Source organism: Mycobacterium sp. MFM001, from assembly GCF_003402475.1.
Lineage (GTDB): Bacteria > Actinomycetota > Actinomycetes > Mycobacteriales > Mycobacteriaceae > Mycobacterium.
Genome location: NZ_BFAB01000005.1, coordinates 144,967 through 157,876, shown reverse-complemented (window position 1 = coordinate 157,876; position 12,910 = coordinate 144,967). Strand labels below are relative to the sequence as shown.

At 67.2% G+C, this 12,910-nt stretch carries 12 protein-coding genes; 11 read left to right on the top strand and 1 reads right to left on the bottom strand.

The window, feature by feature from the left end; translation table 11 throughout:
- The first annotated feature begins 22 nt into the window (after positions 1 to 22).
- The 7 genes from MFM001_RS10680 to MFM001_RS10650 all read left to right on the top strand — a co-directional run bounded on the left by MFM001_RS10680 (position 23) and on the right by MFM001_RS10650 (position 7,776).
- The gene (locus MFM001_RS10680) at positions 23 to 1,027 is read left to right on the top strand and encodes a hypothetical protein (protein WP_116375248.1); all 1,005 of its coding nucleotides are present in this window, start codon (positions 23 to 25) and stop codon (positions 1,025 to 1,027) included.
- Positions 1,028 to 1,124: 97 nt separating this feature from the next.
- On the top strand, positions 1,125 to 1,637 hold the full coding sequence (locus MFM001_RS10675) for a hypothetical protein (RefSeq protein WP_116375247.1): 513 nt from the start codon (positions 1,125 to 1,127) through the stop codon (positions 1,635 to 1,637).
- 36 nt (positions 1,638 to 1,673) lie between these two features.
- Positions 1,674 to 2,303 carry a ComF family protein gene (locus MFM001_RS10670; protein ID WP_116375246.1) on the top strand — a complete coding sequence of 210 codons (630 nt, stop codon included), beginning with the start codon at positions 1,674 to 1,676 and terminating at the stop codon, positions 2,301 to 2,303.
- Positions 2,304 to 2,577: 274 nt separating this feature from the next.
- Positions 2,578 to 3,225 (top strand): ribosome hibernation-promoting factor, HPF/YfiA family, encoded by a 648-nt coding sequence (hpf, locus tag MFM001_RS10665; RefSeq protein WP_192886918.1) that lies wholly within the window; start codon positions 2,578 to 2,580, stop codon positions 3,223 to 3,225.
- A gap of 73 nt (positions 3,226 to 3,298) precedes the next feature.
- Entirely contained in the window at positions 3,299 to 6,130 is a 2,832-nt protein-coding gene (gene secA / locus MFM001_RS10660) for a preprotein translocase subunit SecA (protein WP_116375244.1), read from the top strand.
- Positions 6,131 to 6,132: 2 nt separating this feature from the next.
- The gene (locus MFM001_RS10655; RefSeq protein WP_116375243.1) at positions 6,133 to 6,615 is read left to right on the top strand and encodes a cation:proton antiporter regulatory subunit; all 483 of its coding nucleotides are present in this window, start codon (positions 6,133 to 6,135) and stop codon (positions 6,613 to 6,615) included.
- Between the two features lie 3 nt (positions 6,616 to 6,618).
- Entirely contained in the window at positions 6,619 to 7,776 is a 1,158-nt protein-coding gene (locus tag MFM001_RS10650; RefSeq protein WP_116375242.1) for a cation:proton antiporter, read from the top strand.
- Between the two features lie 5 nt (positions 7,777 to 7,781).
- On the opposite strand, the gene MFM001_RS10645 is transcribed toward MFM001_RS10650, so the two are convergent.
- On the bottom strand, positions 7,782 to 8,255 hold the full coding sequence (locus tag MFM001_RS10645; RefSeq protein ID WP_116375241.1) for an Rv3235 family protein: 474 nt from the start codon (positions 8,253 to 8,255) through the stop codon (positions 7,782 to 7,784).
- A gap of 169 nt (positions 8,256 to 8,424) precedes the next feature.
- On the opposite strand from MFM001_RS10645, the gene MFM001_RS10640 reads away from it, so the two are divergent.
- The 4 genes from MFM001_RS10640 to MFM001_RS10625 all read left to right on the top strand — a co-directional run bounded on the left by MFM001_RS10640 (position 8,425) and on the right by MFM001_RS10625 (position 12,884).
- Positions 8,425 to 9,840 carry a wax ester/triacylglycerol synthase family O-acyltransferase gene (locus MFM001_RS10640; protein WP_116375240.1) on the top strand — a complete coding sequence of 472 codons (1,416 nt, stop codon included), beginning with the start codon at positions 8,425 to 8,427 and terminating at the stop codon, positions 9,838 to 9,840.
- Complete coding sequence (locus tag MFM001_RS10635) at positions 9,841 to 10,335, top strand: hypothetical protein (protein ID WP_116375239.1); 495 nt, start codon at positions 9,841 to 9,843, stop codon at positions 10,333 to 10,335.
- 44 nt (positions 10,336 to 10,379) lie between these two features.
- Complete coding sequence (locus MFM001_RS10630) at positions 10,380 to 11,516, top strand: ferredoxin reductase (protein ID WP_116375238.1); 1,137 nt, start codon at positions 10,380 to 10,382, stop codon at positions 11,514 to 11,516.
- 81 nt (positions 11,517 to 11,597) lie between these two features.
- Complete coding sequence (locus MFM001_RS10625) at positions 11,598 to 12,884, top strand: fatty acid desaturase (protein WP_116375237.1); 1,287 nt, start codon at positions 11,598 to 11,600, stop codon at positions 12,882 to 12,884.
- Positions 12,885 to 12,910 lie beyond the last annotated feature (26 nt).

Here is a 12,910-nt window from a genome sequence, read left to right as displayed (position 1 = left end):
CGTTGACCGGGGTTCGGTCTGTATGGCTGATGATGTGGACTCACACTTGCAATTTTGGGACTTCCCGGCAACTGCAACCGTCGACGATCTGCTCGTCGCCATCTCGCGGCAATTGCTGCCATCGGTGGCCGGCCCAGCGGGATGGTGTATCTACCGCGATCTTCGTGACCTATCCCGGCGCCGCGTTCTCGGGCTCATCTATACCCGCGATGACCTGAAGGAAGAGGATCGCATATGCCGTTACGTGGGCGGAGGTGAAACGCTCGCCCGGCTTGCACGGAATTCCGAGCTTGTCATCGACGCCGTCTACCTCTCAGGCGGCGCAGCACGGGCGGTCACGCTCAGCGAAATGATGGCGAACAAGTCATTCACAGGCGCGCAGCCGATCCTGCTGGGGTCGAGTGCTCGAGAGTATGCCCTCATCGATTGGCGGGTGGCAAACGAGGACCGGCGGCTTGCGGCAGCCGTTCGCGACACTAGACATGCGTGGGTCCGCGAGCATCTTCTGTTCGCGGCCAGGCCGCCGGCGGACGTGGACTTCTTCATTGCCGAAAATTTCCACTTTCTGACCACACTGTTATGTCCAGCGAGCATGAGCGTTGCCGCAGAATTACTTGGCATTGGCGACGAATTGTCCAGCGGCACAGTGGCTTTGCAGCGCACCGGCAACCCTGCGACAGCGGTGTGGGCCATGGCACTAGGGGCATTCGAATGGGGCATCGACAAAGAAGAAACTTGGCGATTCTCGGCCCGCGAATACTGCAGCGTCTACCTCGAGTTTCTGGCGCGCTGCGGTTATCAGCTCACCCCAATAGAAAACGTCATCGCCGGCCACGCCGCGTCAGAGCAACTCACGCCGCAGCAGGCTCGAATCCGGGAACTACGCAACGCGGAGTATCACCTTGGCCGCAACCATGAGCACGGACTGATGACCCACGACCAGTACCGGGCACTGCTAGCGTCGGTTGCCGCCGAGCTGCGCCAATTAGGCGAAAGGCCCGAGCCTCCCAAAATGTGCTGCCAGTGATCGCTCGCCCGACAATAGGTTCCTGTCAGTGGACCAAGAGTGGCTTGGAAACCAAAGTAAACCGACGGCCTCCGACTGCCACGCTTAGAATCCTCGAATGATCACCACCCTCCTCGCCGAGCGAAACGTCACGGTTCAGGTGGGGTACTTGATCGGGCTGTTCGGTATTCCTCTGGCAGGTTTGGTGATGCTGATCATCGGCCTGCAGCAGCGCTCGCGCAGTCGGATGCAGCCAGGCGCGTATACGCCGGGCTACCCCCCGCCCCCTCCAGGAATGCCGGGAGGTAGCCCGTATCAGCCCGGCCCGTGGCCGCAGCAGCCACCACCGCCGGGCGGTGGCTACCCATTCCAGCCGCAACAGCCCCAAAAGCCTTACCCTCCACCGCCATATCCGGGCTATCCGCCGCCACGTCCTTCGGGAGCTTCGCCGGGCACGGCCCTGATTGCGATCGGCACCGTCTTGCTTGTGTTGGGTTTGCTCGGCATCCTCGGCCGGCTGGCCAGCGCAGCATCTAGCAGTTCGGGCCATACCTCGAGCCAGTTGAGCCCGCCCGCGGCCGGAAGCCAACACATCGGGGACTTCAATTTCCGCATTGTCCACCTCGTGTAGACGCCCCTTGTCACCCCGCACCGCCACACTGCGTGCATGCTCGATCTCGTCCTGCCCCTGGAATGCGGCGGCTGCGGCGCGCCGAAGACCCGCTGGTGTAACACCTGCGCTGACGAACTGACCCCAACCCCAGAGCAGCCCCATGTCGTAACCCCGCGCGTCGACCCACAAGTGCCGGTGTTCGCACTCGGCCGCTACGCCGGCGCGCGAAGAAAAGCGATCGTCGCAATGAAGGACCGCGGTCGCACCGACCTGATCAAGCCGCTCTCCCACGCGCTGGCCCTCGGCATCCATCGCCTCATCACCTGGGGCCTGCTCGACGTGCCGCTGACCATCGTCCCGGCGCCCACCCGTCGCGCGGCCGCCCGAAAACGCGGCGGCGACCCCGTCACCCGAATGGCCACCGCAGCGGTCAAGAATCACCCCGACATCGCCGTCGTCCAGGCGCTCCGGATGAAGCCGCTCGCCCGCGACTCCGCCGGTCTGGGCACCGCCGAGCGGGAGCGCAACATCACCGGCCGAGTCTTGCTGCAGAGGCCGGTCCAAGGTGAAGTACTGCTCGTCGACGACATCGTCACCACCGGGGCCACCGCATGCGAGTCGGTCCGCATCCTGCACGCGGCAGGCATCCGCGTGGCCGCCGTGCTGGCCGTAGCAGCCGCGTAACAGATCGTGAAGAACTCGAAACGCGAAAGCACTGGCAAATCCACCTGGCCGCGGCTACGGTCGGCATCAAGCACCCGTGAACGCCTCACGGCGGCGCCGCATACCAGATCAGGCGCCACGACACCACGACGGTAGGAGGTGAGTTCTCGACACCTTGCACCGGCGGGCGGCCACGGCAGTAAGCGAACCCCGTCGGCGCGTGTATCTGGCACCCGGGCACGCACGCTGCGTGCGACGCGAGAGAAACGAGTTGGCAAGTATGTCAAGGCAAACCGTGGATTCCGGCCAAGTTCTGGCTGACGCCGACGAGCAGACCGAACCGACGCCCCACGCGGAGGTCGTCGTCAAAGGCCGCAACGTGGAGATCCCCGACCACTACCGCGTCTACGTCTCGCAGAAATTAGCTCGCTTAGAGCGGTTCGATCGCTCCATCTATTTGTTCGATGTCGAGCTCAAACACGCTCCCAACCGGCGTCAGCGCAAATCGTGTCAACGCGTCGAAATCACGGCCCGTGGCCGCGGGCCGATAAGCCGAGCCGAGGCCCGGGCCAACAGCTTCTATGCCGCATTCGAGGCCGCAGTCGACAAGCTGGAGAACAGGCTGCGTCGCGTCAAGGACCGCCGCAAGGTGCACTACGGCGACAAGACCCCCGTCTCGGTGGCCGCGGCCACGGCGGCCGTCCCGCCGACGGCGCCGGCCACAAACGCCGAGCCGGCGTCCGAAGCCGACGGCTACCACGAGCCGGGCCGCATCGTGCGGGTCAAGGAGCATCCGGCGACCCCGATGACCGTCGACGACGCGCTCTCGCAGATGGAGCTCGTCGGCCACGACTTCTTTCTCTTCCACGACAAGGAGACCGACAAGGCCAGCGTGGTCTACCGCCGGCACGCCTACGACTACGGGCTGATCCGGCTGGCCTGACGTCCGGCGTCCAAAGAGCGACGTCACCTAGGATGGGGAGCGCCCAAGACTCCTACCCATAAGGGACAAAGCTGTGCTGAGTAAGTTGCTGCGCCTTGGCGAAGGTCGCATGGTCAAGCGCCTCAAGCGGGTCGCCGATTATGTAGGCACGTTGTCCGACGACGTCGAGAAGCTCACCGACGCCGAGCTACGGGCCAAGACCGATGAGTTCAAGAAGCGCCACGCCGACGGGGAAAGCCTCGACGACCTGCTGCCCGAGGCATTCGCGGTGGCCCGCGAGGCGGCTTGGCGGGTGCTCGACCAGCGCCCGTTCGACGTGCAGGTGATGGGTGCCGCGGCGCTGCACTTCGGCAACGTCGCCGAGATGAAGACCGGTGAAGGTAAGACGCTGACCTCGGTGCTGCCGGCCTACCTCAACGGCATCGGCGGCAAGGGCGTGCACATCGTCACCGTCAACGACTACCTGGCCAAGCGCGACAGCGAGTGGATGGGTCGGGTGCACCGCTTCCTCGGCCTGGACGTCGGCGTGATCCTGGCGCAGATGACGCCCGACGAGCGTCGCGCCGCCTACAACGCCGACATCACTTACGGCACCAACAATGAGTTCGGCTTCGACTACCTGCGCGACAACATGGCGCACTCCCTCGACGAGTGCGTCCAGCGCGGGCACAACTTCGCGATCGTCGACGAGGTCGACTCCATCCTGATCGACGAGGCCCGCACCCCGCTGATCATCTCCGGGCCCGCCGACGGCAGCTCGAACTGGTACACCGAGTTCGCCCGGCTGGCGCCGCTGATGGAAAAGGACGTCCACTACGAGGTCGACCTGCGCAAGCGCACCGTCGGCGTGCACGAGCTGGGCGTCGAGTTCGTCGAAGACCAGCTCGGCATCGACAACCTCTACGAGGCCGCCAACTCGCCGCTGGTCAGCTACCTCAACAACGCGCTGAAGGCCAAGGAGCTCTTCCACCGCGACAAGGACTACATCGTGCGCGACGGCGAGGTGCTGATCGTCGACGAGTTCACCGGCCGCGTGCTCTACGGCCGCCGCTACAACGAGGGCATGCACCAGGCCATCGAGGCCAAGGAGCACGTCGAGATCAAGGCCGAAAACCAGACGCTGGCCACCATCACGCTGCAGAACTACTTCCGGCTCTACGACAAGCTCGCCGGGATGACGGGTACCGCCCAGACCGAGGCGGCCGAGCTGCACGAGATCTACAAGCTCGGCGTGGTACCGATCCCGACCAACAAGCCGATGGTCCGCACCGACCAGTCCGACCTGATCTACAAGACCGAGGAAGCCAAGTACCTCGCGGTCGCCGACGACATCGCCGAGCGCTACGAAAAGGGTCAGCCGGTGCTGATCGGCACCACCAGCGTGGAGCGTTCGGAGTATCTGTCGCGGCTGCTGACCAAGAAGCGCATCCCGCACAACGTGCTGAACGCCAAGTACCACGAGCAGGAGGCCGGCATCATCGCCGAGGCGGGCCGTCGCGGGGCGGTCACCGTCGCCACCAACATGGCCGGCCGCGGAACTGACATCGTGCTGGGCGGCAACGTCGACTTCCTGACCGACAAGCGCCTGCGCGACCAGGGCCTGGACCCGGTGGAAACCCCGGAGGAATACGAAGAGGCCTGGCACGAGGTGCTGCCACAGGTCAAGGCCGAGGCCGCCGAGGAGGCCAAGCAGGTCATCGAGGCCGGCGGGCTCTACGTGCTGGGCACCGAGCGGCACGAGGCCCGTCGCATCGACAACCAGCTGCGCGGTCGTTCCGGCCGTCAGGGCGACCCCGGCGAGTCCCGCTTCTACCTGTCGCTGGGCGACGAGTTGATGCGCCGCTTCAACGGCGCCGCGCTGGAGTCGCTGTTGACCCGGCTCAACCTGCCCGACGACGTGCCGATCGAAGCCAAGATGGTGACCCGGGCAATCAAGAGCGCGCAGACCCAGGTCGAGCAGCAGAACTTCGAGGTCAGAAAGAACGTCCTCAAATACGACGAGGTGATGAACCAGCAGCGCAAGGTCATCTACGCCGAGCGCCGCCGCATCCTCGAAGGCGAGAACTTACAGCAGCAGGCCCACGACATGCTCGTCGACGTGATCACCGCCTACGTCGACGGTGCCACCGCCGAGGGCTACGCCGAGGACTGGGACCTGGCCAAGCTGTGGGAGGCGCTCAAGACGCTGTACCCGGTCGGCATCGACCACAAGGATCTGTTCGACCCCGAGGCCGAAGGCGAGCCCGGCGAGCTGACCCGCGAGGAGCTGCTCGACGCGCTGATCAAAGACGCTGAAAGGGCTTACGCCGCAAGGGAAGCCGAGCTCGAGGAGCTCGCCGGTCCCGGCGCTATGCGTCAGCTGGAACGCAACGTGCTGCTCAACGTCATCGACCGCAAGTGGCGCGAGCACCTCTATGAGATGGACTACCTCAAGGAGGGCATCGGGCTGCGCGCGATGGCTCAGCGCGACCCGCTGGTCGAATACCAGCGCGAGGGCTACGACATGTTCATCGGCATGCTCGATGGCCTCAAGGAGGAGTCGGTCGGCTTCCTGTTCAACGTCACCGTCGAAGCGGTGCCGCCGCCGGAGGTCGCGCCGGTGGCCGAGTCGGAGGACTTGGCCGAGTTCGCCACTGCCGCAGCGGCCGGGGCCCAGCAGCGCGCCGGTGCGGCAGCGGCCGAGCCGCGCCAGGCTGCGCCAAGTGCCTTGCGCGCCAAGGGGATTGAGGATGAGTCGCGTGCGCTGACCTACTCCGGCCCCGCCGAGGACGGCTCGGCGCAGGTGCAGCACAACGGCGGCGGGGCGCAGAAGGTGACGGCCGGCGCCAGTCGGCGCGAACGGCGCGAGGCGGCGCGCCGGCAAGGCCGGGGGGCCAAACCACCCAAGTCGACCAAGCGGCGGTAGCCGTGGACGTCAAAGAGGTGCTGCTGCCCGGCATCGGCCTGCGCTACGAGTTCACCAACCACGACGGCGACCGGATCGGCATCGTCGCGCGGCGCAGCGGCGACTTCGAGATCGTCCTGTACGCCCGCGACGACCCCGACCAGGCGCAGCCCGTCTTCACACTCACCGACGACGAGGCCGACGCCGTCGCTCAAATCCTGGGCGCACCGCGGATCGCCGAGCGGTTCACCGAACTCACCCGCGAAGTGCCCGGGCTCGAGGCCGGTCAGGTGGATATCGCGCCCGGCAGCCCGTTCGTGAACCGTCCGCTCGGTGACACCCAGGCGCGCACCCGCACCGGGGCGTCGATCGTCGCGATCGTCCGCAACGAGGAGGTGCTCGCCTCACCGGGGCCGGCCGAGATCCTGCGGGCGCGTGACGTGTTGGTGGTTATCGGCACCGAGGACGGCATCGCCGCGGTCGAGCAAATCGTCGACAAGGGCTGAGCCATGCAGGTTTCGGTGGCGCCAATGTTGGAACTCGGCGCCATCCTGACCCTGCTTGCCGTCCTGGGCGCGGTCTCCCGCCGGTTCGCGCTGTCGCCGATCCCGGTGTATTTGGTGACCGGTCTCTTCCTCGGCAACGGCGGTATCGCGCAGATGGCCGCCGCCAGTGACTTCATCACGACCGGCGCCCCGATCGGTGTCGTGCTGCTGATGCTGACCTTGGGGCTGGAGTTTTCGGCGGTCGAGTTCGCCAGCAGCCTACGCCGGCATTTGCCGTCGGCCGCCGTCGACGTCGTGCTCAATGCCGCGCCCGGCGCGGTGGCGGGCTGGCTGCTCGGGTTCAGCGGAGTCGGCATCCTGGCGCTGGCCGGCGTCACCTCGGTGTCGTCGTCGGGTGTGATCGCGCGGCTGCTGGAGGACCTGCACCGGGTCGGTAACCGGGAAACCCCGGCGGTGCTGTCGGTGCTGGTGCTCGAGGACTTCGCGATGGCGGGCTACCTGCCGCTGTTCGCGGTGCTGGCGTCGGGCGGCTCCTGGCTGCACGCCCTGGGTGGCATGGCGGCGGCGATCGCCGCGCTGACGGTGGCTTTCACCGCCTCCTACCGGTGGGGCCATCACGTCGGCCGACTGGTCACCCACCCGGATTCCGAACAGCTGCTGCTGCGGGTGCTCGGCATCACGCTGATGGTGGCGGCGGTGGCCGAATCCGTGCACGCGTCGGCGGCTGTCGGCGCGTTCCTGGTCGGCCTCACGCTGACCGGTGAAACGGCCTCGCGGGCGCGTCGCGTGCTGGGGCCGCTGCGTGACCTGTTCGCCGCGATCTTCTTCCTCGGGGTGGGCCTCACGGTTGACCCGGAGCACCTGCTGCCGATGCTGCCGGTGGCGCTGGCGCTGGCCGCCGTCACCTCCGCGACCAAGGTGGCCACCGGCGTGTTCGCCGCCCGGCGCGACGGCGTGGCGCGACGAGGTCAGCTGCGCGCCGGCACCGCGCTGATCGCCCGCGGCGAGTTCTCGCTGATCATCATCGGCCTGGTCGGCTCGTCGATTCCGGGCATGGCGGCGCTGGCCACGTCGTACGTCTTCGTGATGGCGATCGTCGGCCCGCTGGTGACGCGGTTCACCGGCGGACCGGTGCCGGCGGCGGCACGCACTGCGGCATAGCGCATTTAGCCGATGTGCAGCGCCACCACCTGCCATCGCGTGTCGGGCTGCCGCTCCACCCGGCAGGCGACGGCGTGCACCCGGTGACCGCGGCTGTAGGTTCCGAACACCTCGGCGGCTGACGGGCCCGCCGCTTGCACCCGCAGTCGTCGCAGGACCGCCGCGCCCTCACCGGACCGACTGGCCGCGATCCGGGTGGCGGCCAGCACCGAGTCGACGAGGCCGTTGTCCAGCAGGCCCTGCAACTGCGCCGCCGGGCGGCGGCGATCCATCACTTCCAAGACGCGCCGCAGTGCCGCGTCGGCGAAGATCGCCGCCTGCCGCATCTGCGGGGGCACGCTCGTCGCCTGCGGGCGTGCCGGAAACACTTGCGGCGGACGGGTATTCGGGCGTCGCCACGCGGTGACCGACGGCGGCCGGCATTGCCGGACGTCTCGTGGTGGCGGTTCGTAGTCGACGACGGGCCGGACACTGTGCACAGCACTCTCCAGGGATGTCGGGCGGGCAAGAACGGACGAGCCTGCTGGAGAGTGGCAGACGCTTCATCGTTGCACATCCGCCGCGTCGGCGTACCCGCCCTGCACAGGCACCCGCGCGGCGGTTACCGTGAGCGACGGTATCGGCGAATTGGCAAGAGGGAGACCGGACGTGAGGCGACTGTCCCCTTCGGACGCCTCCTTCTATCGGCTGGAGAACACCGCCACCCCGATGTACGTCGGATCGCTGGCGATCCTGCGCCGTCCGCGCGCCGGGCTGAGCTACGAGACACTGCTGGCCACCATCGAGCAGCGGCTGCCGCAGGTGCCGCGCTACCGGCAGAAGGTCCGCGAAGTGACCATGGGACTGGCCCGGCCGGTGTGGATCGACGACCGTGACTTCGACATCACCTACCACGTGCGGCGCTCGGCGCTGCCGTCGCCGGGCAGCGACGAGCAGCTGCATGAACTGATCGCCCGGCTGGCCGCCCGTCCTTTGGACAAGTCGCGGCCGCTGTGGGAGATGTACCTCGTCGAAGGGCTGACCAAAAACCGGATCGCGCTGTACACCAAGTCGCATCAGGCGCTGATCAACGGGCTGGGCGCGTTGGAGATCGGCCACGTCGTCGCCGACCGGACGCGACGTCCGCCGCCGTTCCCCGAGGACATCTGGGTGCCGGCCCGCGAACCCGGCACTGCCCGGCTGCTGCTGGGCGCCATCGGCGAGTGGGCCATCCGGCCGGGCGTCCAGCTGCAGGCCGTGCGGTCCGGAATCACCGAACTGGCAACCAATTCCGAGCAACTGGTCGACGTCGGGCGGCGGGCGTTCGACGTGGCCCGCACGCTCGCGCGCGGCAGGGCGCCCAGCAGTCCGCTGAACACCACGGTGTCGCGCAACCGCCGGTTCACCGTCGCGCGCGGACGCTTGGAGGACTACCGCACGGTGCGGGCCCGCTACGAGTGCGACGTCAACGACGTGGTGCTGGCCGTGATCACCGGCGCGTTACGCAACTGGCTGCTGTCCCGCGGCGAAGCGGTGGCGCCGACGGCGACGGTGCGGGCGATGGCCCCGCTGTCGGTGTACGTCGACGAATCGTTCGACGCGGCCGGCCGGGGTCAGGCCATGAGTGAGGTGGCGCCGTTCCTGGTCGACCTGCCGGTGGGCGAGGGCAACGCCGTGGTGCGGCTGTCCCAGATCGCGCACGCCACCGAATCGGATCCGGTCGCGGGCAGCCTGGTCGACGCCCGCAGCATCGTGACGTTGTCGGGTTTCGCGCCGCCGACGCTGCACGCGATGGGCATCCGGGTCGCCACCAGCCTGCCCAGCTTCGGCGGGCGGGCATTCAACTTGTTGATCACCAACGCGCCGGGTGCCCAGGCGCAGATGTACATCGCCGGCGCCAAGCTGCTGGAGACCTACGCGGTGCCGCCGCTGCTGAACAAGCAGGTGCTGGCAATCGGGGTCACGTCCTACAACGGCATGCTGTATTTCGGCATCAACGCCGACCGGGACGCGATGAGCGACGTCGACGTGCTGCCGGGGTTGCTCAGCGAATCGCTCGACGAGCTGCTGGAAGCGGCGCAGTAGATGCGCGTGTACATCCCGGCGACGCTGGCCATGCTGCAGCAACTGGTGGCCGACGGCTCGCTGTGGCCGGTCAACGGCACCGCGTTCGCGGTGACGCCGTCGCTGCGCGAAGCCTACGCCGAGGGCGACGACGACGAACTCGGCGAGGTGGCCCTGCGCGATGCGGCATTGGCCTCCCTGCGGCTGCTGTCGACCGCCACCGACGAACTGCCGCCGCGGCGTGCGGTGCTGGTGGCCGACTTCGACGATGTGACCCTGCGTCCGGATCTCGACGACGCCGTGGTTCGCCTGGGCGCGCCGGTGGCCATCGACGACGTGGTGGCCGCCTTCGTCGACAACGCCGCCGCGGAGCCGGACGTGAGGCGGGCGATCGAGGTCATCGATGCGGCCGACCTCGGCGACGAGGACGCCGAACTGGCGGTCGGCGATGCCCAGGACCACGATCTGGCCTGGTATGCGACCCAGGAGCTGCCGTTCCTGCTCGATCTGCTCTGAAAGACTGGATACGGGAGCGTAGGTTACGCTACCGTAGGTTGTCGATGAGCAAAAAGGTTTCCAGGCCGTCCGCCGAGGTCGTCGACACCCGACGTGCGCAGGTCTTTCGCACGTACCGGCATCCTGTCCGCCATGCGTTGCGCAGGCTGGCAGCCCAGATCACCACGCCGTTGCTGCCCGACGACTATCTGCACCTGGCCAACCCGCTGTGGTCGGCCCGCGAACTGCGTGGCCGCATCCTGGAAGTCCGCCGCGAAACCGAGGACTCGGCGACGCTGGTGATCAAACCGGGCTGGGGCTTTTCCTTCGACTACCAGCCCGGCCAGTACATCGGGATCGGGCTTCTGGTCGACGGGCGCTGGCGGTGGCGGTCGTACTCGCTGACGTCTAGCCCGGTGACCGGCGACCGCACCGTGACCATCACCGTCAAGGCGATGCCCGAGGGATTCCTGTCCAGCCACCTGGTGGCAGGCGTCGCGCCCGGCACGATCGTGCGACTGGCCACGCCGCAGGGCAACTTCGTAATGCCCGATCCTGCGCCGCCGGCCGTGCTGTTCGTGACAGCCGGATCGGGCATCACCCCGGTGATGTCGATGCTGCGCACGCTGGTGCGCCGCGACCAGATCACCGACGTCGTCCACCTGCATTCGGCGCCGACGGCGGCCGACGTGCTGTTCGCCGGCGAGCTCGAACAGCTGGCCCGCGACCACGACGGCTACCAGCTGCAGGTGCGCACCACCCGTAGCCAGGGCCGGCTCGACCTGAGCCGCCTCGACGCCGAGGTGCCGGACTGGAAAGAGCGGCAGACCTGGGCCTGCGGACCCGAAGCGATGCTCAACGCCGCCGAGCGTGTCTGGTCGGCGGCGGGCATCGGCGACCGGTTGCACCTCGAACGGTTCGCGGTGTCACGCGCCGCGCCGGCCGGGGCCGGCGGGACGGTCACCTTCGCGAAAAGCGGGAAAACCGCCGTCGCCGACGCGGCGACCTCGCTGATGGACGCCGGCGAGCGGGCGGGCGTGCAGATGCCTTTCGGCTGCCGAATGGGCATCTGCCAATCCTGTGTGGTGGCGCTGGTGGACGGCCACGTCCGCGACCTGCGGACCGGCGCCGAACACGAACCCGGAACCCGGGTGCAAACCTGTATTTCCGCGGCGTCGGGCGATTGTGTACTGGAAATTTAACGACTACTCACAGGTAACCTACGGATTCGTAGGTTACGATGACGTAGGTCAGCAACTGCAGTACTGCAGGAAGGCAGGACTATGGCAATAGCCGATATCGATGTATTCGCCCATCTGACGGATACCGACATCGAGAATCTGGCCACCGAGCTGGATGCCATCCGCCAAGACATCGAAGACTCGCGCGGCGAGCGCGACGCCCGCTACATCCGTCGCACCATTGCGTTTCAGCGCACGCTGGAGGTCGCCGGCCGTGTGCTGCTGGCGGGCAGCAAGCGGCGGTCGGCCTGGTGGGCCGGTGCCGCCACGCTCGGGGTGGCCAAGATCGTCGAGAACATGGAGATCGGCCACAACGTCATGCACGGCCAGTGGGACTGGATGAACGATCCGGAGATCCACTCCTCCACGTGGGAGTGGGACATGACCGGGTCGTCCAAGCACTGGCGCTACACCCACAACTTCGTGCACCACAAATACGCCAACATTCTCGGGATGGACGACGACGTCGGCTACGGGCTGCTGCGGGTGACCCGGGATCAGCGCTGGAAACGCTTCAACGTCTTCAACCTGGTGTACAACACCCTGCTCGCCCTGCTCTTCGAATGGGGCGTCGGGTTGCAGCATGTGGAGATCGGCAAGATCGTCAAGCGCCGGATGGACAACGAGGAAGCCCGCCAGCGGATAGACGAGTTCATGGTCAAGGCCGGTCGTCAGGTGTTCAAGGACTACGTTGCCTTCCCGGCGTTGACGTCGCTTTCGCCGGGCGCGACGTACCGGTCCACGCTGACGGCCAACCTGACCGCCAACGTGATCCGCAACCTGTGGTCCAATGCGGTGATCTTCTGCGGCCATTTCCCTGACGGCGCAGAGAAATTCACCAAGACCGACATGATCGGCGAGACCAAGGGCCAGTGGTATCTGCGGCAGATGCTCGGCAGCGCCAACTTCAACGCCGGGCCGGTGATGCGGTTCATGAGCGGCAACCTGTGCCACCAGATCGAGCACCACCTCTACCCGGATCTGCCGAGCAACCGGCTCGCCGAGATCTCGGTGCGGGTGCGCGAGGTCTGCGACAAATACGACTTGCCGTACACGACGGGCCCGTTCCTGTTGCAGTACGCCAAGACGTGGCGGACCATCGCCAAGCTGTCGCTGCCCGACAAGTATCTGCGCGACACCGCCGACAACGCGCCCGAGACGCGCAGCGAGCGAATGTTCGTCGGCCTCGAGGGTTTTGGTGACACCGATCCGGCCACCGGCCGGCGCCGCGGCCTGAAGACCGCGATCGCCACGGTGCGGGGTTGGCGACGCGGGAAGCGCGCCACCTCCGGCGCGAGCGTGCGTGGACCCGGGCGACACGCCGCGTAAAAAGCCGAGTCGTGGTATCAGTCTGG

What these genes read in the sequence shown, in the direction of transcription:
- MFM001_RS10670 (WP_116375246.1), top strand. Translation starts at nt 1,674, where the DNA reads ATGCTCGATCTCGTCCTGCCCCTGGAATGCGGCGGCTGCGGCGCGCCG.
- MFM001_RS10625 (WP_116375237.1), top strand. Translation starts at nt 11,598, where the DNA reads ATGGCAATAGCCGATATCGATGTATTCGCCCATCTGACGGATACCGAC.
- MFM001_RS10675 (WP_116375247.1), top strand. Translation starts at nt 1,125, where the DNA reads ATGATCACCACCCTCCTCGCCGAGCGAAACGTCACGGTTCAGGTGGGG.
- MFM001_RS10650 (WP_116375242.1), top strand. Translation starts at nt 6,619, where the DNA reads ATGCAGGTTTCGGTGGCGCCAATGTTGGAACTCGGCGCCATCCTGACC.
- MFM001_RS10680 (WP_116375248.1), top strand. Translation starts at nt 23, where the DNA reads ATGGCTGATGATGTGGACTCACACTTGCAATTTTGGGACTTCCCGGCA.
- MFM001_RS10635 (WP_116375239.1), top strand. Translation starts at nt 9,841, where the DNA reads ATGCGCGTGTACATCCCGGCGACGCTGGCCATGCTGCAGCAACTGGTG.
- MFM001_RS10630 (WP_116375238.1), top strand. Translation starts at nt 10,380, where the DNA reads ATGAGCAAAAAGGTTTCCAGGCCGTCCGCCGAGGTCGTCGACACCCGA.